The following is a 16,602-nucleotide window of genomic DNA, read 5'->3' as shown; positions in this document are numbered from 1 at the left end:
TCAGAACAGGGCGTCCTGTTCGGCGGCGGGGCGGGCCCTGGGGAGCAGGGTCAGCCCGTCGCAGCCGGTGGCGCCGGGGTCGGCGTGCAGCGTCCAGCCGGTGAGCAGGCGGGTGTCGAGCAGCAGCGGGGGGCCGTCGGGCCGGTCGACGAAGAGGTGGCCGCCGATGGGGCGGCGCAGCCGGCCGGCCAGGTGGGCGCCGTCGGTGAGGGCCTTGACCTGCTGGTAGCGGTCGGGGGCGCCGTCGGTGAGGCCGTAGAGCTCGACCTGGTCGGTGACGGGGTGGTCGGGCAGCGGGGTCAGCTGGTCGTGGCCCTGTTCGGCGAGCAGGCGGTGGGCCCGGGTGCGGGCGGCGGTGAGCGCGTCGTGGCGCGCTCCGGGGGCGGGCAGGCTCCACCAGGCCGGGTACTTGGCGGCGGCGGGGACGCGTTCGCGGGCCACCCGGCCGTGGGCGAGGGCGAGTTCGGCGCGGCGGACGGCGGGCAGCGGGCCGTGGGCGATGAACGTCCAGGTGAGGGCGGCCTGTTCGAGCAGCCGGGCGGTGCCGCGTTCGGTGGCGGTGAGGCCGACCTTGAGCAGGCCGGGGGCGAACCAGGCGAGGTAGAGGCGGTACTCGCGGCCGTCGTCGAGGATGCGGTCCCGGGCGAGTTGCAGCCCGCGGTCGGCGTTCTGGCAGGGCGGGCACTGGCTGGTGGTGCCCTCGGCGGGGACGGTGGCGCGGTGCGGGCAGGGGCGGTGGCCGCGCTCGGTGTGGGCGCCGGTGCAGCGGCGCGGGCCGGTGATCCGCCAGGCGACGGGGGTGCCGTCGGCGAGCGGCCGGTCGTGGCGCTCGCGGCCGTCGGTGGCGGTGAGCCGGGGCGCGCCGTCCTGCCAGCGCAGCCCCGTGGCGGTCCATCCCGTGCCCTGGTCCCGGTGCATCCGCAGAGCGTACGGCACGCCACCGACGGTCACGGGCGCAGCAGCGGGAGGACCTGGTCGCAGAGGCCGGAGAGGGCGGTGCGCTGGTCGGGGTCGAGGCTGTCGAAGGCGGCGCGGGCCCGGGTCATGTCGGCGCGGATCAGGTCGAGGACGTCGCTGCCCCGGTCGGTGATGGTGACGATCTTGACCCGGCGGTCGGCGGCGGCGGCCTCGCGGCGGGCGTAGCCGAGCGCTTCGAGGCGGTCGACGATGCCGGTGACGTTGGAGGCGTCGCAGCCGAGCCGGCCGGCCAGGGCGCGCATCGGGACGGGTTCGAGGACCGCCTTGAGCGCCTTGGCCTGCGAGGAGCTGAGGCCGTGGCGGGCCGCGGCGACGGCGAAGTCCTGGAAGTAGGCGGCGCCGACGGCCGCGATCTGTTCCATGAGTTCGGTGGTGGAGGGTGCGGTTCCGGCGGCGCCGGTGCCTGTGCTGCTGCCCATGGCGGTCAGGGTACGCCCATTCGTTTCAGTGACTCCAGTATTGAGTCTGGCAAGTGGTTCGCGGATCCGGTGGACGCTTCGTGGCCGTCCGTCCGGCGGGGGGGCGGGGGGCCGCTCAGAGCACCAGACGGTCGAAGAGGTGGTGCAGTTCCGCGTCCGGGTCGGCGGTCAGCCCGGTGTGCACGGGGCCGGGCTGGACGACGGCGCTGCGCGGGGCGGTGAGCCAGCGGAAGCGCTGCCCGGCGCTGTCCCGGGCGGCCGGCCCGGCGGCCTCGCCGCCCGCGCAGACCGCCTCGATGCCGCGCAGCGCGCGCCGCACGCCCGCCACGTCGGCCAGCGCGTCCAGGGCGAGCAGCCGGCCCTGGTCGAGGTGGGTGCGGGCGCCCAGGTACTCGGCGCCCCGGCAGTACAGCAGGACGCCGATGTTGACGCACTCGCCGCGCTCGACCCGGGGGACGGCCCGGATCAGCGCGTACTCGTAGTCGTGGGCGGGCCGGTCGTCCATCAGGACGCCACCTCCGGGAGCCAGTCGCGGGGCCCGGCGAGGCGGGCGGTGAGCTGTGCGGTGTAGGCGGCGCGGACGTCCCCGGGGGTGTCGAAGCCGGGTTCGTCGGCCAGCCAGACGTCCGGGACGGCGGCGACGGCGGCGGGCAGCGCCCGCTCGGCGAGGGCGGCGAGTTCGGCGTCGACGGCCTTCAGGTGGGCGGCGGCGTGCCGCAGCGCGTGGTCGGAGGCGTCGTAGGGCTTGCGGCGCCACTTCTCGGCGCCCGGCCAGCTGTGGTGGAAGATCAGGCTGGCGCCGTGGTCGATCAGCCGCAGCCCGCCGGCCGCGACCAGCAGGTTGGGGTTGCGCCAGGAGCGGTCGACGTTGCCGATCAGGGCGTCGAACCAGAGCACCCGGGCGGCGTCCTCGTCGTCCACCTCGAAGCACAGCGGGTCGAAGTTCAGCGCGCCGGAGACGTACGCCATGCCGAGGTTGGTGCCGCCGCTGGCCCGCATCTGGTCCTGGATCTGGGTCTCGGGCTCGCTGCGGGCGAGCACCGGGTCCAGGTCGACCAGGGCGAGTTCGGGCACCGGCAGGCCGAGGCCGCGGCCGAGTTCGCCGGCCAGCACCTCGGCGACCAGCGCCTTGCGGCCCTGGGCCGCGCCGACCCACTTGAGGACGTACAGGCGGCGGTCGTCGGCCTCGACCAGGCCGGGCATCGATCCGCCTTCGCGCAGCGGCGCCGCGTAGCGGACGGCCGTCACCTCGGAGAGCATCCGGACAGCGTAGCGGCCCCGGAACGGGCATGGCCCGGCACCCGGCGGGCAGGCGGTCGGCAGGCGTTGGAGATGCACCCGCCGTTACCCCGTGCGAGTGTGGCCAACAGTCGTCCTTGCCACTCACGGACCTGCACACAGTAGGGGATGAAGATGGAACGACCTCGGATCCTGATCGTCGGCGGCGGATTCGCCGGACTCGAGTGCGCGCGCCGCCTGGAGCGCAAGCTCGCCCCCTCCGAGGCGGAGATCTCCCTGGTCACGCCGTTCTCGTACCAGCTGTACCTGCCGCTGCTGCCGCACGTCGCGGCCGGGGTGCTGACCCCGCAGTCGGTGGCGATCTCGCTGCGGCGCACGCTGCGGCGCACCCACATCGTGCCGGGCGGGGCGATCGGCATCGATCCGCGGTCGAAGGTGGCCGTGGTCCGCAAGATCACCGACGAGGTGGTCGCGGTGAAGTACGACTACCTGGTGCTCGCGCCGGGCAGTGTCACCCGGACCTTCGACATCCCGGGGCTGCCGGACTACGCGCGCGGCATGAAGACGCTCGCCGAGGCGACGTACATCCGCGACCACGTGATCGCCCAGCTCGACCTGGCGTCCGCGTCGATGGACGAGAACGAGCGGGCCTCGCGGCTGCAGTTCGTGGTGGTCGGCGGCGGGTACGCGGGCACCGAGACGGCGGCCTGCCTGCAGCGGCTGACCACGGCGGCGGTCAAGCGCTACCCGCGGCTGGACCCGGACCTGATCAAGTGGCACCTGATCGACATCGCGCCGAAGCTGATGCCCGAGCTGGGCGACAAGCTGGGCACCACCGCGATGGAGATCCTGCGCGGGCGCGGCGTGGACGTGTCGCTGGGCGTGTCGATCGCCGAGGTCGGCCCGGAGACGGTCAAGTTCACCGACGGGCGCAGCCTGCCGTGCCGGACGCTGATCTGGACGGCCGGCGTGGCGGCCTCCCCGCTGGTGGGGACGCTGGACGCGGAGACGGTGCGCGGGCGCCTGGCGGTGACGGCGGAGATGCGGGTGCCGCAGTTCGAGGGCGTGTTCGCGCTCGGCGACGCGGCGGCGGTGCCGGACCTGGCCAAGGGCGACGGGGCGGTGTGCCCGCCGACCGCGCAGCACTCGGCCCGGCAGGGCAAGAAGGTCGCCGACAACCTGGTGGCGGCGCTGCGCAACCAGCCGCTGCAGCCGTACTTCCACAAGGACCTGGGCCTGGTGGTGGACCTCGGCGGCAAGGACGCGGTGTCCAAGCCGCTGGGCATCGAGCTGCACGGCGCGCCCGCCCAGGCGGTGGCCCGCGGCTACCACGTGATGGCGATGCGCACCAACGCCGCGAAGTACCGCACGGCGGCGAACTGGCTGCTGAACGCCACCGCGGGCGACGACTTCGTCCGCACCGGCTTCCTGGCCCGCCAGCCCGCGCGGCTGCGCGACTTCGAGTACACCGACGCGTACCTGTCCCGCGACCAGGTTCGCGAGCACGCGCAGACGCTGCTGGCCAAGGGCTGAGCCGCGGCGCCGCGCCGCCGTGCGCAGGAAGGCCCCGCCCGGTGCTCCGGGCGGGGCCTTGTGCCGTGCTCGGCCCCGGCGGGCCCGGGCGGCGCTCAGCCCTGGCGGGCCTTGAAGCGCGGGTCCTTCCGGTTGATCACGAAGGTGCGCCCGCGGCGGCGGACCACCTGCGCGCCGGGCTTGGCCTTCAGGGAGCGGAGCGAGTTTCGGACGCGCATGGCGGGTTCCTTCCCGGTCGTCTGGTCACTGCGTCGGGTCCAACCGGGACGGGGCGCCCGCTATTCCTCGCGGACATGACAGCCGTCAGAGCCGGTACGGGTACAGCTCGACGTGCCCGCACGGGACGGCGACCTCGATCCGGCCGGGCGGGGCGGCCAGGTCCAGCAGGACCGGGCCGTCGCCGATCCGCAGCACCCCCGCGCCGTCGAACTCGCCGGTCAGCAGCAGGAGTCCGCCCTCGGTGCGGACCGCCGGGGCGGGCCCGGGGGCGGGGCGGACGGTGGCGTGCTCCTCGTCCACCGTCCACTCGACCCGGTAGGGGCCGGGCGGGTCGGCCGGGTCGCCGCGCCAGCGCGCGCGGGCCGGGCCGTGGGGGGTGCGGACCTCGGCGAGCGGCGGGCCCGGGTCGGCGGGGTGCAGGCGCTCCAGGTGGACCAGCACGGGGGCGGGCCGCTCAGGTGAGCCGGGAGCCGGCCGCGGGGGCGGCCAGGACGGCGGCGAGGTCGGCGGCGAGGTCGGCGGCCTCGACCGGGTCGAGGGTGGAGACGGTGATCCGGATGCCGGGCGGGGAGGCCAGCCGGAAGCGGGCGCCGGGGGCGGTGACCCAGCCGCGGTGCAGCAGCGCGGCGGCGGTGGCGGTCTCGTCCGCGACGGGCACCCAGACGTTCAGGCCGCTGGCGCCGTGGGCGCGGATGCCGTGCGCGGCGAGGGCGGCCAGCAGGGCGTCGCGCCGGGCGCGGTAGACCGGCGCGGGGGCGGGCGGGCGGCGGCGCAGTTCGAGGACGGCGCGCTGCAGCAGGTGGCTGACCCAGCCCGCGTCCAGCCGCTGGCGGCCCAGGACCCGGGCGACGGTGTCGGCGTCGCCGGTGCAGACGGCGACCCGCAGGTCGGGGCCGAGGGCCTTGGCGGCGGAGCGCACCAGCGCCCAGTGCGTGACGGTGCCCCCGGCCAGGGACTGGAAGGGCTGGTCGACCATGCCGTGGCCGTGGTCGTCCTCGATCAGCACGGTGGTGGGGCGGGCCGCCAGGACGGCGCGCAGTTCGGCGGCGCGGGCGGGGGTGAGCGCGGCGCCGGTGGGGTTCTGGGCGCGGCTGGTGACGATCAGGGCGCGGGCGCCGTGGTCGAGCGCGGCGGCGACCGGGCCGGGCAGCGGGCCCCGGTCGTCGACCGGGACGGGGACGGGGCGCAGGCCGAGGGCGGGCAGCAGGTCGAGCAGGCTGCCCCAGCCCGGGTCCTCGACGGCGACGGTGTCGCCGGGCCGCAGGTGTGCGGACAGCACGCGCGCGATGGTGTCCAACGCGCCGGAGCAGACCGCGAGTTCGCCCTCGGGGACGCCGTCGGCGCGGAACTCGGCGCGGAAGTCGGCGAGCAGTTCGGGCTCGGCGACGGGGTGGCCGTACAGGACGGCGGGGCCGGTGGCGGCGGCGGCCAGCGCGGGGCCGAGCGGGGGCAGCAGGGCCGGGTCCGGGTTGCCGGCCGAGACGTCCCGCGCGCCGGCCGGGACGGGCAGCCGGGCCTGGTCGCGCGGGGTGGTGACGGGCCGGGGGCGGACGCGGCTGCCGCGCCGCCCGGCGGTCTCGATGACGCCGCGCTCGCGCAGCAGCCGGTAGGCGGCGGCCACCGTGTTGGGGTTCACGCCGAGCTCACCGGCCAGGTCACGCAGCGGGGGCAGGGCGGCTCCGGGGGCCAACTCCCCCGCGGCGACCGCGCGTTCGACGTCGGCGGCAATCTCGCTGGCTCGCCGACCGGTGATCCGATACTCTCCTAGCACAAAGTCGATTATGCACTAGTGCAGAGGAGTTGTCATGTCGGACAGCCCCGGCGGGTCGTACACCCGCGACGGTCTCACCACCCCCACCCGCTCCAAGGAGCGCGCCGCCTGGGACGAGGAGGCCGTGCACGCGATCCTGGACGCCGGGTACCTGTGCCACCTCGGCTTCGTCCGGGACGGCGCCCCGGTGGTGCTGCCCACGCTGTACGCCCGGGTCGGCCGCCGGCTCTACGTGCACGGCTCGACCGGCAGCCGGCCGCTGCGCGGGGCGAAGGACGAGCAGGGCCTGCCGGTGTGCGTGACGGTGACGCACCTGGACGGGCTGGTGCTGGCCAAGTCGGCCTTCCACCACTCCGTCAACTACCGCTCGGTGGTGGCGCACGGCACCGCGCACCAGGTCACCGACCCCGAGGAGCTGCGCCTGGCGCTGGACGCGATCGTCGAGCAGGTGGTGGCGGGCCGCGCGGCCGACTGCCGGCCGGCCAACGCCAGGGAGCTGGCCGCCACCGCGGTGGTCCGGCTGGAACTGGACCGGGTCTCGGCCAAGACCCGCACCGGCGGCGTCAACGACGAACCCGAAGACCTCGCGCTGCCGTACTGGGCGGGCGTCGTCCCGGTCGCCCCGGCCTACGGCACGCCGCTGCCCTCCCCGCACACCGACGCCGAGCTCCCCGGCTACCTGTGGGGGGCGCCGTGCTGATCCGGGGCTGGGACCGCGGCGCGGAGGAGGAGTGGCGCCGGTGGCTGGCCGCCGGACGGGACTTCGGGACGCTGGCGGCCAACGGCCCCGACGGCCCGGTCCTCGTCCCCACCCACTTCCTGCTGGACGCGGACGCGGGCGAGGTGCTGCTGCACCTGGCCGCCGCCAACCCGCTGCTGGCCGCGGTGCGCGCCGACCCGCACGTCACGCTGGCCGTCACCGACGACTACGCCTTCGCCCCCGGCCGCTGGCGCGGCGCGCCCTACACGCCCACCAGCTACTACGCGTCCGTGCAGTTCTCCTGCACCGCCGAGCCGGTCGAGGAGCCTGCGGCCAAGGCCGCGCTGCTCAACCGGCAGCTGGCGCACTTCCAGCCCGAGCGGCCCGCGGACCGGGTCGAGCCCGGCAACGCCTACTGGGCGCAGCTGACCGGCGTCCGCGGGCTGCGGCTGACGGTGCGCGCGGTCCGGGCGAAGTTCAAGTACGACGACAAGAAGCCGGTCGAGCTCCAGGGCGCGATCGCCGGGCGGCTGGCCGAGCGGCACGCGGCCACCGGGAACCCGCAGGACGCGGGGGCTCGCGAGCAGCTGTTGCGGCGGATGGCCCTGCGGGCCGGTGCCGCTGAGCGATCGTCGGACTGACAGTTCATCGACTCCGGGCGTGTCGGACGCGTACTGCGGGGTAGCCGCTGATCGAATTACCTCCGGATATTTCCGCCCGAAACGGGTGGAACGGGATGTAGGGAGAGAACACTGGCTACCCACTCCGCCGCCAGGGACGAACACCTCGGCCATGTGGTGTTCATCTCCGCAGCCGCCGCGATGGGCGGGTTCCTGTTCGGCTACGACAGCGCGGTGATCAACGGTGCGGTCACCGGCATCCAGAAGCACTTCGGCGTCGGCAACGGCGAGACCGCGTTCGTGGTCGCCATCGCCCTGCTCGGTTCGGCGGCCGGCGCGGTGGTGGCCGGCTGGCTGGCCGACCACTACGGCCGGGTGCGCACCATGCTGCTCGCCGCGGTGCTGTTCGCCATCAGCGGCGTCGGCTCGATGTTCCCGCCCAGCATCGAGGTGCTCGGGGTGTGGCGCGTGCTGGGCGGCATCGCCATCGGCATCGCCTCGGTGATCGCCCCCACCTACATCGCGGAGGTCGCGCCGACCGCGTACCGGGGCCGGCTGGCCTCCTTCCAGCAGATGGCCATCGTGCTCGGCATCACCGTCTCGCAGCTCGCCAACTGGGCGCTCAACCAGGCGGCCGGCGGCGAGTCCACCAACCACCTGGCGGGCGTCCAGGCCTGGCAGTGGATGCTCGGCGTGGAGGCCGTGCCGGCCGTCGTCTACGGGCTGATGGCGCTGTCCATCCCCGAGTCGCCGCGCTACCTGATCGCCGACAACCGGGAGGCGCAGGCCCGCAAGGTGCTGGCCGAGGTCGAGGGCGCGGACGTCGACCTGGACGCCCGGGTCGCCGAGATCCGCCGGGTGCTGAACACCGAGCACAAGCCGCGCCTGAAGGACCTGCTGGGCGGGCGGTTCGGGCTGCTGCCGATCGTCTGGATCGGCATCGGCGCCTCGGTGTTCCAGCAGTTCGTCGGCATCAACGTGATCTTCTACTACTCGTCGTTCCTGTGGCAGTCGGTCGGCATCGACGAGTCCAACTCGCTGCTGATCTCGCTCTCCACCTCGATCGTCAACGTGGTCGGCACGGTGGTCGCGATGCTGCTGGTCGACCGGATCGGCCGCAAGCCGCTGGCGCTGGCCGGCTCGGCGGGCATGGCCGTCGCGCTCGGCCTGGCCGCCTGGGCGTTCTCCTTCCGGGAGGGCACCGGCGACAGCGCGACCCTGGCCAACGCGTACGCCACCACGGCGCTGGTCGCCGCGCACGTCTTCGTGTTCTGCTTCGCCTTCTCCTGGGGCGTGGTGGTCTGGGTGCTGCTCGGCGAGATGTTCCCCAACCGGATCCGGGCGCTGGCGCTGTCGGTGGCCGCCTCCGCGCAGTGGATCGCCAACTGGGCGATCACCGTCACCTTCCCCAACCTCTCCGACTGGAACCTGTCGGCGACGTACGTCATCTACGCCTGCTTCGCGCTGCTGTCCATCCCGTTCGTGGTCTTCTTCATCAAGGAGACCAAGGGCAAGGCGCTGGAGGAGATGGGCTGAGCGGGGCTGGCCGCACCTACCGCATCCAGACCGCCGCGACGGTGGTGAGCGGGCTCGGCAACGCCGCGGCTCCGCTCGCCACCGCTTTCGCGGTCCTGCACTCCGGCGCGCACTGGGGCGGCACCGAGGTCGGCTACGTGACCGCCGCCCGGGCGGTGCCGCTGGTGGTGCTGCTGCTGGTCGGGCACCACGGTGTTCCTGGTGGGCTGGATGGTGACGCTGCGGCAGGAGGTCCCGGAGGAGTTGCTGTCGCGGATGTCGGCGTACGACTCGTTCGGCTCGTTCGCGCTGCTGCCGCTGGGCACCGCGCTGGCCGGTCCGGCCGCGGCGGCGTTCGGCCTGTCCGGGGCGCTGTGGGGGTGCGCGCTGGTCTGCGCGGCGCTGGCCGGGCTGGTGCTGCTGGTGCCCGAGGTGCGGCGGTTGGAGCGGGCGGTTCCGGAGGCGCGCGCCCGGGCGGTGGAACCGGAACCCGTCACTTCCGGGTGACAGCCGCTGACAGCTTGCAACCTCCCGGGGCCCCGGGGAGACGACCGCATGGGCAAGCCGCTGCTGTACCTCGACGTCGACGGAGTGCTGACCCCAGTGTTCCCGCACCCGGACGACGGCTTCGACCGGTGCCGAAGGCGTGGCCGCCGGTGTGATCGGCGCGCCGGACCCGTGCCCCGGTCCGGACGCGGGGCGCGGGCCCGGCGCTTCCCTCTTGCCGGCCCCGGGAGCACCACACGTCGACTCCTCTCCCGCGTTTCACTCCACGGGGTGAACGTACGGACGGTGGCCAAGCCACGGCCCCTCGGGGCCCGAAGGACGGGCGAGCGGGACCCGGATTCAGGTGGGGCCCGGACCGAGACGAGGCATGATGGCCACAGAGCACATCGACTCACGGCTGCTCGCGGAACTGACCGAGCAGTCCGAGGACTTGAACAGCGATGCGCAGCGGATCACCCGCACCGCGCTGACCGAGTTCGGGCAGGTGACCGAACCCCGGCGGCGCTGGTGGCAGCGCAGTGGCGTGCTGGCCGGCACGGCGGGCGTCGCCGCGCTGTGGGGGAGCTCGCGGGCACTGGCGGCCTCGGCCTCGGCGAGTGCGGACGACGTGATGGCGCTGCAGACCGCCGCGTCGATCGAGAACCTCGCCGTGTCGGTCTACCGGACCGCCGCCGCCCTGCCGTTCATCAAGGACGGCAACAAGACGGTGGCCGCGTTCATCAGCAAGACCACCGCGCAGCACCAGGCGCACGCCAAGGCGTTCAACGCGGCCGCGACCCAGGCCGGTGGCAGGGCCCAGGACCAGCCGGACCCGAAGTACAAGGCGGTGGTCGACCAGGCGCTGCCCAGCATCAAGGGCCCCGCCGACGTGGTGAAGCTGGCCATCACCCTGGAGGACGTGGCCGCGCAGACCTACACCAAGAACGTCTCCCAGGTCTCCTCGCCCGAACTGCGCAGGCTGTTCGCCTCGGTGGCCCCGGTGGAGGCCCAGCACCGGGCGGTGCTGCTGGCCGTGCAGGCGCTGCTCGCGGGCAACGCCGCCGACCTGATCACCATCCCCGTCGACCCGGCCAAGCTGCCGGCCGCCGCGGGCAGCGTCGGCTTCCCCGACGCCTTCTACAAGACCGAGAACGCTTCGCCGATCGACGAGGGAGCCGTCAAGTGACCACTCAGGACTGGGAACTCCCGATCAGTGAGGCCGAACTGTCCCGCCTCACCCGGGACATGGAGCAGGCGCACCGCGCCACGCTGCCCGCGATGCGTTCCGGCGCGGTCGACCTGGCCGCCGAACTCCGCACCCGGCCCGGCGCGCAGGCGCTCGACACCGGCCGCCGCCGCTTCCTGCTCGGCGCGGGCGGCGCGGCCGCCGCCGTGGTCCTCGCCGCGTGCTCCAGCGGCAAGTCCACCAACTCGCCCGCCCCGAACGCCTCCTCGACGGCCGCCTCCGGTTCGGCGTCCGGGCAGTACACCGGTGATCTGAAAGTGGTGGCCCTGGCCACCGCGTTGGAGAACCAGGCGGTGGGGGCCTACCAGGCCGCGCTCGACGCGGCGAAGGCCGGGAAGCTCGGCACCGTCCCGCCCGCGGTGGCCACCTTCATCACCACCGCGATGGGCCAGCACGCCGACCACGCCAAGGCCTGGAACGGCGTCCTGACCGGTGCGGGCAAGCCCGCCATCACCGGCGTGCCGCTGTCCAACCAGCCCGCCACCCTGGAGGCGCTCGGCAAGGCCACCACCGTCGGCGACGTCGCCAAGCTCGCCCTCCAGTTGGAGGACCAGGCCGCGCAGACCTACCTCTTCGCGACCTACAACGTCACCAGCCCCGGCGGCATCGCCACCGCCGCCACCATCGCCCCCGTCGAGGCGATGCACGCCGCGATCCTCCACTACGTGCTGGGCCAGTACCCCGTCCCCGACGACTTCCTGCCCGTCGACAAGGCCGCCAGCCCCACCCTGCTCACCGTCTGACCCCGGACGCGGCAGCACCGCTGCGGGCCGGGCCGTTGTCCACAACCAGCCCGCCCCGCAGCGGAGACGGGGCTCCGGCGCCGCCCCGCGCAGGCACGGTGGCTCACCAGCCGGCGGTCCGGGGAGGGCCTTTGAACGGGCCGGTGATCTCCGCGGTGATCCACCCCCCGTAGAACCCGCCCTCCTGCGGACGCACGACCTCGTCGGCCACCGTGCAGCGCTCTACCCGGCCCGGGTAGAACGCCAGGTGGTCGCGGAGCTCCCGGTACCCGGGCAGCGGTTCCGGGTAGCTCCACGCCGCCCGGACCGAGAACCGGCCGCCGACCTCGACGTCCCAGTACTGCGCGCGCCCCTTCCACTCGCAGAGGGTCGAACCGTCGGAGGGCCGGAGCAGTTCGGTCGCCACGTCGCACCGGGGGAGGTAGAACACCGGCGGGTGGCTGGTCTCCAGCACGCGCAGGGCCCGTCGGCTGGAGGCGAGCACCCGCCCGGCGAAGAACACCTCGACGGGCCGGTCGTCCGGCACGACGACGGGCGGCCTGGGGTAGTCCCGGACCGATTCGGCGGTCCGTGCTTCTCTCTCCGCCATGCCTTCCCTCACCTGCTTCCCGTGCGGCGCGTCCTACGGACGCCGACGCTCCTCGCCGACGGAGAACGATGCTCCACCGCCGCGCCGGTGCGGTCCACTCGCACCGTTCGTGCACCGTCCGCGAGTCCGCCGGGACCGGGCCGCGACCGGGCGGGGCCTCAGGTGAGGCCCGCCCGGGTGGCGGTCTCCTCGTTGTGGCGCATGTGCCGGTGGGCCCGGTCGCCGAGCTCCGCTATCAGTCCGGCGACGAGGCTCTCGACCACGGCCAGCGTCGGCACCAGGCTGTCGTACGGCGAGGGGGCGCCGACCTGGCTGGAGAAGACGACTTCGGCGTGGGTGCTGACGGGCGAGAGCCAGGTGTCGGTGAACAGGACGACGCGCCCCCCGGCCTCGCGGACGAGTTCGGCGACGGTGACCTTGTCCTCCTCGTAGCGGCGGTAGTCGAAGACGACGAGGACGTCGCGGCGGGTGAGCGAGGAGAGCAGGGCGGTGCGCTCGACGGGCCGGTCGGGGAGGAAGCGGACGTCGTCGCGCACCTGCATCAGGTGGAGTCCGAGGTACTGGGCGAAGAGGTTCGTGAAGCGGCCGCCGGCGAGGGTGATGCGCCGCTTGGGGTCGCCGAGGAGCTGGACGGCCCGGTCGAGGTCGTGCGGGGTGACCTCCGCGAGGGTGCGGTCGACCGCCGCGGTGAAGACCTCGCGGCCGTGGGCGAGGAGGTTCTCGGCCTTGGCCCCGACGGCCGCGGGGTCGGCTGCGGCGTTGCCGTAGTTGCCGCTGCTGTAGAGCGTCACGGGCGAGGCGTGGCGTTCGTCGAGTTCCGCGCGCAGTGCCGCCTGGAAGTCCGGGAAGCCGCGGTAGCCGAGGCGGTTGACGAACCGGATGACGGTGGGGGCGCTGACGTCGGCGCGCTCGGCGAGGGTGGCGATGGTCTCGAACCCCGCGGCCGGCCACCCGGCGAGCAGGATCCTGCCGACCTTGCGCTCGGCGGGGCTGCAGTCGCCGAGTCGTTGGCGGATGTCCTCGGCGAGCGTGACGGTGGGCATGGACGGGGTTCCCCTTCCCGGGCTGCGGGCGGTCTTCGGTGGTGCGGTGCGGAACGCCTCTCCGCAGCCTAGCGAAGTGCCGGGCTGCGGAGATCACGAACGGCTCGGGTGCCCCGGAGCGGGGCCGGAATCAGTCGGCGGCCGGGCGGACGCCGACCTCCAGGTCGGTGAAGGAGGCGGCGGTGGTGCCGTCGGCGGTCCACGCCCGGGTGTCGCCGCGCTTGCGGAAGAGCACCTCGAAGGCGGGGGCGGATTCGAAGGTGGAGGCGGTCGCGGTGCGTTGGGCGGTGGTCGCGGTCAGGGCGCGGGCGGTCCCGGAGAAGGAGTAGGGGACGCCGTCCGGGTCGTCCAAGGAGTAGAAGGCGTCGCGGTTGGGCGGCACGGGGGTGGCGGAGGGCCTGGTGAGGGGGTGCTTGCCCGCCGCGGGCTGCGTGTGCCGGGTGCGCGGGTCGTAGCGGTCGCCGTCGGTGAGGTAGCTGTAGCGGACCCCGTCGATCGTCCAGTGCCCGCCGGTGGTGCCGGTCCGGGCGGAGCGCAGGTCGAACACCGAGACGCCGTGGGTGCCGAGGACCCGGAGGGTCTCGGCGCGGGTGCCGGCGTGCTCGACCTCGATCGCGGTGTCCTCGTCGAGGGCGAAGACCCGGTCGTGGCCGGTGTCGGCGGCCAGGCGGATCGCGCGGCCCTCGCGGCCGTAGGTGCCGGTGTGGGTGTCGAGCAGCCCCGCGGCGAAGAGGCCGAAGCCGCCCTGCGGGAGGTAGCCGAGCCTGGTCGGGTCCGCGAAGTAGCCGGGGGCGCTGCCGTCGCGCAGGGCCTGGTAGCTGTCGCCGCCGGTGACCATGTCGGGTCCGGAGGCGATCTGCGCGCCCGCGCTGGAGCCCGCGACGACGGCTCCGGCCGCGAGCTTGCGGCGGATGGCCGCCATGACCCTGGAGTCGGTGTGGGCGTCGCCGTGCAGGAGGCTGGTGATGTAGCGGTACTGGTCGCCGCCGCCGAAGAAGAAGCCGGTCATGGACTCGACCCGGGCGACCACCGCGTCCGCGTCGGCCGCGTCGACGTGCTCGATGTCGATCGGTATCCACTCGGCGTCGGCCGCGCCGTAGTGCTCGAAGAGGGCCGCGTAGTAGAGGCCGTTGCAGCGGGAGTTGGAGCACGTGTCGGGGTCGGCGGCGTCGGGGTCCTGGCTCTCGGGGACGGAGGCGGCGGTCAGGACGCCGATGCGCGCCTTCCCGGCGCCGCCGGCCTTCTGGACGATCTCGCCGTAGATCTCGCTGTTGCCGTCCTGCAGGCCGCCGCCGACCAGGACGAGCGTGCCTCCGGCGGGGCGTCCGGCGGCGGGACGGGCGAGGGCGGGCGGGGCGGCCGCGGCGAGGGCGGCGAGGGCGGCGGCGAGGACGAGGGCGGCCCTGCGCGGGCGGGCCGGGAGGTGACGGTTCATCCGTGGGCTCCGGGGAGTCGGGTCGGTGGGCCCGCGCCCGACAGGTGGTGCCGGGCGGCGGGCCCGCCGGAAGGCGGGAGAGGCGGTGCGTGCGGTCTCAGGCGTGCCTGAGCCGTTCGACCAGGGTGGCCAGCAGGGCGATCCGGGTGGGCACGCTGGCGGTGTCGAGCCACTCCTCGGGGGTGTGGTCGGCCCCGCCGACGGGGCCGAGGCCGTCGAGGGTGGGAACGCCGAGGCCGGAGGTGAGGTTGGCGTCGCCGACGCCGCCGGTGGCGGCGCCGCCCACGGTGAATCCGAGGTCGGCGGCGGCGGCGCGGGCCAGGGCCAGCAGGTCGCGCGCGTCCGGGCCGAACTCCATCGGCGGGCAGAGGTCGAGCTGCTGGACCCGGGCGGTGGTGCCCGGGACGGCGGTGCGGCCCGCCGTCCCCCGGATCGCGTCCAGGGCGGTGCGCAGGGCGTCGCCGGTGGCGGCCCTGACCTCGACCTGGAGCTCGGCCTCGGGGCAGACGATGTTCGGCCTGGTGCCGGCCCGGACGACGCCGACGTTCAGGGTGACGTCCGGCCAGGTGCCGTTGAGGGCCTGCAGGGCGACCACCAGGTGGGCGGCGGCGAGGGCGGCGTTGGCGCCCCGTTCGGGTTCGATGCCGGCGTGCGCGGCCCGTCCGGTGACGGTGACGAGCAGGTCGGCGACGCCCTTGCGCTGGACGACCAGGTCGCCGTTCTCCCGCGCGCACTCCAGGCCGAGCGCGAAATCGGCTCCGTGGCAGAGGAGTTCGGTCACCGGGCGGCTGGCGGGCGATCCCACCTCCTCGTCGGGGGTGGCGATCAGGACGAGTTCGGCGAAGGAGGTCCGATGGTGGCGGACCAGCAGTTCGGCGGCGGTGACGCCGGCCAGCAGGCCGCCCTTGTCGTCGCTGACGCCCGGCCCGTGGGCGCGGGTGCCCTCGGCCCGGAAGGGCCGGGCGGCGGCGGTCCCGTCCTCGAAGACGGTGTCCATGTGGCCGATCAGGACGATCCGGGCGCCGCCCTCGTCCGGCGGCAGGGTGCCGGGCAGCCGGCCGACCAGGACGTCGCCGTAGGAGCGGCCGCCGACCGGTTTCGTGGGGATCCGTTCGGTGGCGAACCCGATGCCGTGCAGGCGGTGGGTGAGCCAGTCCGCGACGCAGTCGACGCCGTGCGGACTGTGGCTCCCGGAGTCGACGGCGACGAGGTCGGCGAGGTCGGCGAGGTAGCGGGGCAGGGCGGCCCGGGCGGCGTCCAGCATCGCCGCGGCGTGCGGGGCGAGGACGGCCCGGGTGGGGGCGGCGCTCACAGGACCTTGGACAGGAAGGCGCGGGTGCGCTCCTGCTCCGGTGCGACCAGCACGGTGCGGGGGTGGCCGGCCTCGACGACCACGCCCTCGTCCATGAAGACGGCGGTGTCGCCGACCTCGCGGGCGAAGCCGATCTCGTGGGTGACGACGACCATCGTCATGCCGTCGGCGGCCAGGTCGCGCATCACGTCCAGGACGTCGCCGACGAGTTCGGGGTCGAGGGCGGAGGTCGGCTCGTCGAAGAGCATCAGCTTGGGCTCCATCGCCAGTGCCCGGGCGATGGCCACCCGCTGCTGCTGACCGCCGGAGAGCCGGGCGGGGTAGTGGTCGGCGCGGTCGCCGAGGCCGACCCGCTCCAGCAGGCGCAGCGCCTGGGCGCGGGCGTCGGTGCGGTTGACCCCGGCGACCCTGACCGGGGCCTCGGTGATGTTCTCCAGCGCGGTCAGGTGCGGGAAGAGGTTGAAGCGCTGGAAGACCATGCCGATCTCGCGGCGGCGCTCGGCGACCTCGGCCTCGCGCAGTTCGTGCAGCCGGTTGCCGGACTGCCGGTAGCCGACCAGGTCGCCGTCGACGGTGAGGCGGCCGCCGTCGACCTTCTCCAGGTGGTTGATGCAGCGCAGGAAGGTGGACTTGCCGGAGCCGGACGGGCCGAGCAGGCAGCAGACCTGTCCGCGCTCGACGGTCAGGTCGATGCCCTTGAGGACCTCCAGCCTGCCGAAGTGCTTGCGCACGCCCTCGGCGTGCACCATGGGGC

The 16,602-nt window shown here is 74.6% G+C and carries 19 protein-coding genes; 7 read left to right on the top strand and 12 right to left on the bottom strand.

The genetic code is table 11. From position 1 onward, the window contains the following. From HUT16_RS32280 to HUT16_RS32265, 4 genes are all read right to left on the bottom strand, one after another. Complete coding sequence (locus tag HUT16_RS32280) at positions 1-936, bottom strand: DUF2797 domain-containing protein (RefSeq protein WP_176191550.1); 936 nt, start codon at positions 934-936, stop codon at positions 1-3. 11 nt (positions 937-947) lie between these two features. Further along, positions 948-1,397: a MarR family winged helix-turn-helix transcriptional regulator gene (locus tag HUT16_RS32275; RefSeq protein WP_176191549.1), complete on the bottom strand. Its 450-nt coding sequence runs from the start codon at positions 1,395-1,397 to the stop codon at positions 948-950. Positions 1,398-1,512: 115 nt separating this feature from the next. Continuing rightward, complete coding sequence (locus tag HUT16_RS32270; RefSeq protein WP_176191548.1) at positions 1,513-1,902, bottom strand: DUF3037 domain-containing protein; 390 nt, start codon at positions 1,900-1,902, stop codon at positions 1,513-1,515. Continuing rightward, complete coding sequence (locus HUT16_RS32265) at positions 1,902-2,657, bottom strand: HipA family kinase (RefSeq protein WP_176191547.1); 756 nt, start codon at positions 2,655-2,657, stop codon at positions 1,902-1,904. Before HUT16_RS32265 ends, HUT16_RS32270 begins: the two co-directional genes overlap by 1 nt. 153 nt (positions 2,658-2,810) lie before the next feature. On the opposite strand from HUT16_RS32265, the gene HUT16_RS32260 reads away from it, so the two are divergent. Next, positions 2,811-4,169: an NAD(P)/FAD-dependent oxidoreductase gene (locus tag HUT16_RS32260; RefSeq protein WP_176191546.1), complete on the top strand. Its 1,359-nt coding sequence runs from the start codon at positions 2,811-2,813 to the stop codon at positions 4,167-4,169. A gap of 95 nt (positions 4,170-4,264) precedes the next feature. Here HUT16_RS32260 and ykgO read toward each other — a convergent pair whose 3' ends face one another. The 3 genes from ykgO to HUT16_RS32245 form a co-directional block, all read right to left on the bottom strand. Then, positions 4,265-4,387 (bottom strand): type B 50S ribosomal protein L36, encoded by a 123-nt coding sequence (ykgO, locus tag HUT16_RS32255; protein ID WP_030918741.1) that lies wholly within the window; start codon positions 4,385-4,387, stop codon positions 4,265-4,267. An 85-nt stretch (positions 4,388-4,472) separates the two neighbouring features. Beyond that, complete coding sequence (locus tag HUT16_RS32250) at positions 4,473-4,829, bottom strand: hypothetical protein (RefSeq protein ID WP_176191545.1); 357 nt, start codon at positions 4,827-4,829, stop codon at positions 4,473-4,475. 13 nt (positions 4,830-4,842) lie between these two features. After that, positions 4,843-6,159 carry an aminotransferase class I/II-fold pyridoxal phosphate-dependent enzyme gene (locus HUT16_RS32245; protein ID WP_176191544.1) on the bottom strand — a complete coding sequence of 439 codons (1,317 nt, stop codon included), beginning with the start codon at positions 6,157-6,159 and terminating at the stop codon, positions 4,843-4,845. 34 nt (positions 6,160-6,193) lie between these two features. On the opposite strand from HUT16_RS32245, the gene HUT16_RS32240 reads away from it, so the two are divergent. The 6 genes from HUT16_RS32240 to HUT16_RS32215 all read left to right on the top strand — a co-directional run bounded on the left by HUT16_RS32240 (position 6,194) and on the right by HUT16_RS32215 (position 11,469). Further along, positions 6,194-6,859: a pyridoxamine 5'-phosphate oxidase family protein gene (locus tag HUT16_RS32240; protein ID WP_176191543.1), complete on the top strand. Its 666-nt coding sequence runs from the start codon at positions 6,194-6,196 to the stop codon at positions 6,857-6,859. After that, on the top strand, positions 6,853-7,500 hold the full coding sequence (locus HUT16_RS32235; protein ID WP_176191542.1) for an FMN-binding negative transcriptional regulator: 648 nt from the start codon (positions 6,853-6,855) through the stop codon (positions 7,498-7,500). The genes HUT16_RS32240 and HUT16_RS32235 overlap by 7 nt, the downstream gene beginning before the upstream one ends. Positions 7,501-7,680: 180 nt before the next feature. Further along, positions 7,681-9,015, top strand: coding sequence for a sugar porter family MFS transporter (locus tag HUT16_RS32230; RefSeq protein ID WP_254898401.1), 1,335 nt, complete (start codon positions 7,681-7,683; stop codon positions 9,013-9,015). A gap of 201 nt (positions 9,016-9,216) precedes the next feature. Then, positions 9,217-9,501 carry a hypothetical protein gene (locus tag HUT16_RS32225; protein WP_176191541.1) on the top strand — a complete coding sequence of 95 codons (285 nt, stop codon included), beginning with the start codon at positions 9,217-9,219 and terminating at the stop codon, positions 9,499-9,501. Between the two features lie 370 nt (positions 9,502-9,871). Further along, positions 9,872-10,666, top strand: a complete 795-nt coding sequence (locus HUT16_RS32220; RefSeq protein ID WP_254898086.1) for a ferritin-like domain-containing protein — start codon at positions 9,872-9,874, stop codon at positions 10,664-10,666. Then, on the top strand, positions 10,663-11,469 hold the full coding sequence (locus HUT16_RS32215; RefSeq protein ID WP_254898085.1) for a ferritin-like domain-containing protein: 807 nt from the start codon (positions 10,663-10,665) through the stop codon (positions 11,467-11,469). The genes HUT16_RS32220 and HUT16_RS32215 overlap by 4 nt, the downstream gene beginning before the upstream one ends. A gap of 103 nt (positions 11,470-11,572) precedes the next feature. Here the strand turns inward: HUT16_RS32215 and HUT16_RS32210 are convergent, their stop codons facing one another. The 5 genes from HUT16_RS32210 to HUT16_RS32190 form a co-directional block, all read right to left on the bottom strand. After that, positions 11,573-12,058: a DUF427 domain-containing protein gene (locus HUT16_RS32210; protein WP_176191539.1), complete on the bottom strand. Its 486-nt coding sequence runs from the start codon at positions 12,056-12,058 to the stop codon at positions 11,573-11,575. A gap of 158 nt (positions 12,059-12,216) precedes the next feature. Beyond that, positions 12,217-13,101, bottom strand: a complete 885-nt coding sequence (locus HUT16_RS32205; RefSeq protein ID WP_176191538.1) for a MurR/RpiR family transcriptional regulator — start codon at positions 13,099-13,101, stop codon at positions 12,217-12,219. Between the two features lie 130 nt (positions 13,102-13,231). Further along, on the bottom strand, positions 13,232-14,536 hold the full coding sequence (locus HUT16_RS32200) for a cyanophycinase (protein ID WP_176191537.1): 1,305 nt from the start codon (positions 14,534-14,536) through the stop codon (positions 13,232-13,234). A 97-nt stretch (positions 14,537-14,633) separates the two neighbouring features. After that, positions 14,634-15,848 (bottom strand): M20/M25/M40 family metallo-hydrolase, encoded by a 1,215-nt coding sequence (locus HUT16_RS32195; protein ID WP_254898084.1) that lies wholly within the window; start codon positions 15,846-15,848, stop codon positions 14,634-14,636. Further along, a complete protein-coding gene (locus HUT16_RS32190; RefSeq protein ID WP_176192977.1) occupies positions 15,845-16,597 on the bottom strand; it encodes an amino acid ABC transporter ATP-binding protein in 753 nt (250 codons plus the stop codon). The genes HUT16_RS32195 and HUT16_RS32190 overlap by 4 nt, the downstream gene beginning before the upstream one ends. Positions 16,598-16,602: the final 5 nt, after the last annotated feature.

The organism is Kitasatospora sp. NA04385 (genome assembly GCF_013364235.1).
Classification (GTDB): domain Bacteria; phylum Actinomycetota; class Actinomycetes; order Streptomycetales; family Streptomycetaceae; genus Kitasatospora.
Note: the sequence above shows the minus strand (reverse complement) of the source record. Positions and strands in the feature narration are given on the sequence as shown.

Excerpts from the sequence above, each read along its gene's own strand:
- HUT16_RS32275 (WP_176191549.1), bottom strand. The coding sequence starts at position 1,397 with ATGGGCAGCAGCACAGGCACCGGCGCCGCCGGAACCGCACCCTCCACC.
- HUT16_RS32270 (WP_176191548.1), bottom strand. The coding sequence starts at position 1,902 with ATGGACGACCGGCCCGCCCACGACTACGAGTACGCGCTGATCCGGGCC.
- HUT16_RS32265 (WP_176191547.1), bottom strand. The coding sequence starts at position 2,657 with ATGCTCTCCGAGGTGACGGCCGTCCGCTACGCGGCGCCGCTGCGCGAA.
- HUT16_RS32260 (WP_176191546.1), top strand. The coding sequence starts at position 2,811 with ATGGAACGACCTCGGATCCTGATCGTCGGCGGCGGATTCGCCGGACTC.
- ykgO (WP_030918741.1), bottom strand. The coding sequence starts at position 4,387 with ATGCGCGTCCGAAACTCGCTCCGCTCCCTGAAGGCCAAGCCCGGCGCG.
- HUT16_RS32240 (WP_176191543.1), top strand. The coding sequence starts at position 6,194 with ATGTCGGACAGCCCCGGCGGGTCGTACACCCGCGACGGTCTCACCACC.
- HUT16_RS32230 (WP_254898401.1), top strand. The coding sequence starts at position 7,681 with ATGGGCGGGTTCCTGTTCGGCTACGACAGCGCGGTGATCAACGGTGCG.
- HUT16_RS32220 (WP_254898086.1), top strand. The coding sequence starts at position 9,872 with ATGGCCACAGAGCACATCGACTCACGGCTGCTCGCGGAACTGACCGAG.
- HUT16_RS32210 (WP_176191539.1), bottom strand. The coding sequence starts at position 12,058 with ATGGCGGAGAGAGAAGCACGGACCGCCGAATCGGTCCGGGACTACCCC.
- HUT16_RS32205 (WP_176191538.1), bottom strand. The coding sequence starts at position 13,101 with ATGCCCACCGTCACGCTCGCCGAGGACATCCGCCAACGACTCGGCGAC.
- HUT16_RS32200 (WP_176191537.1), bottom strand. The coding sequence starts at position 14,536 with ATGAACCGTCACCTCCCGGCCCGCCCGCGCAGGGCCGCCCTCGTCCTC.
- HUT16_RS32190 (WP_176192977.1), bottom strand. The coding sequence starts at position 16,597 with ATGGTGCACGCCGAGGGCGTGCGCAAGCACTTCGGCAGGCTGGAGGTC.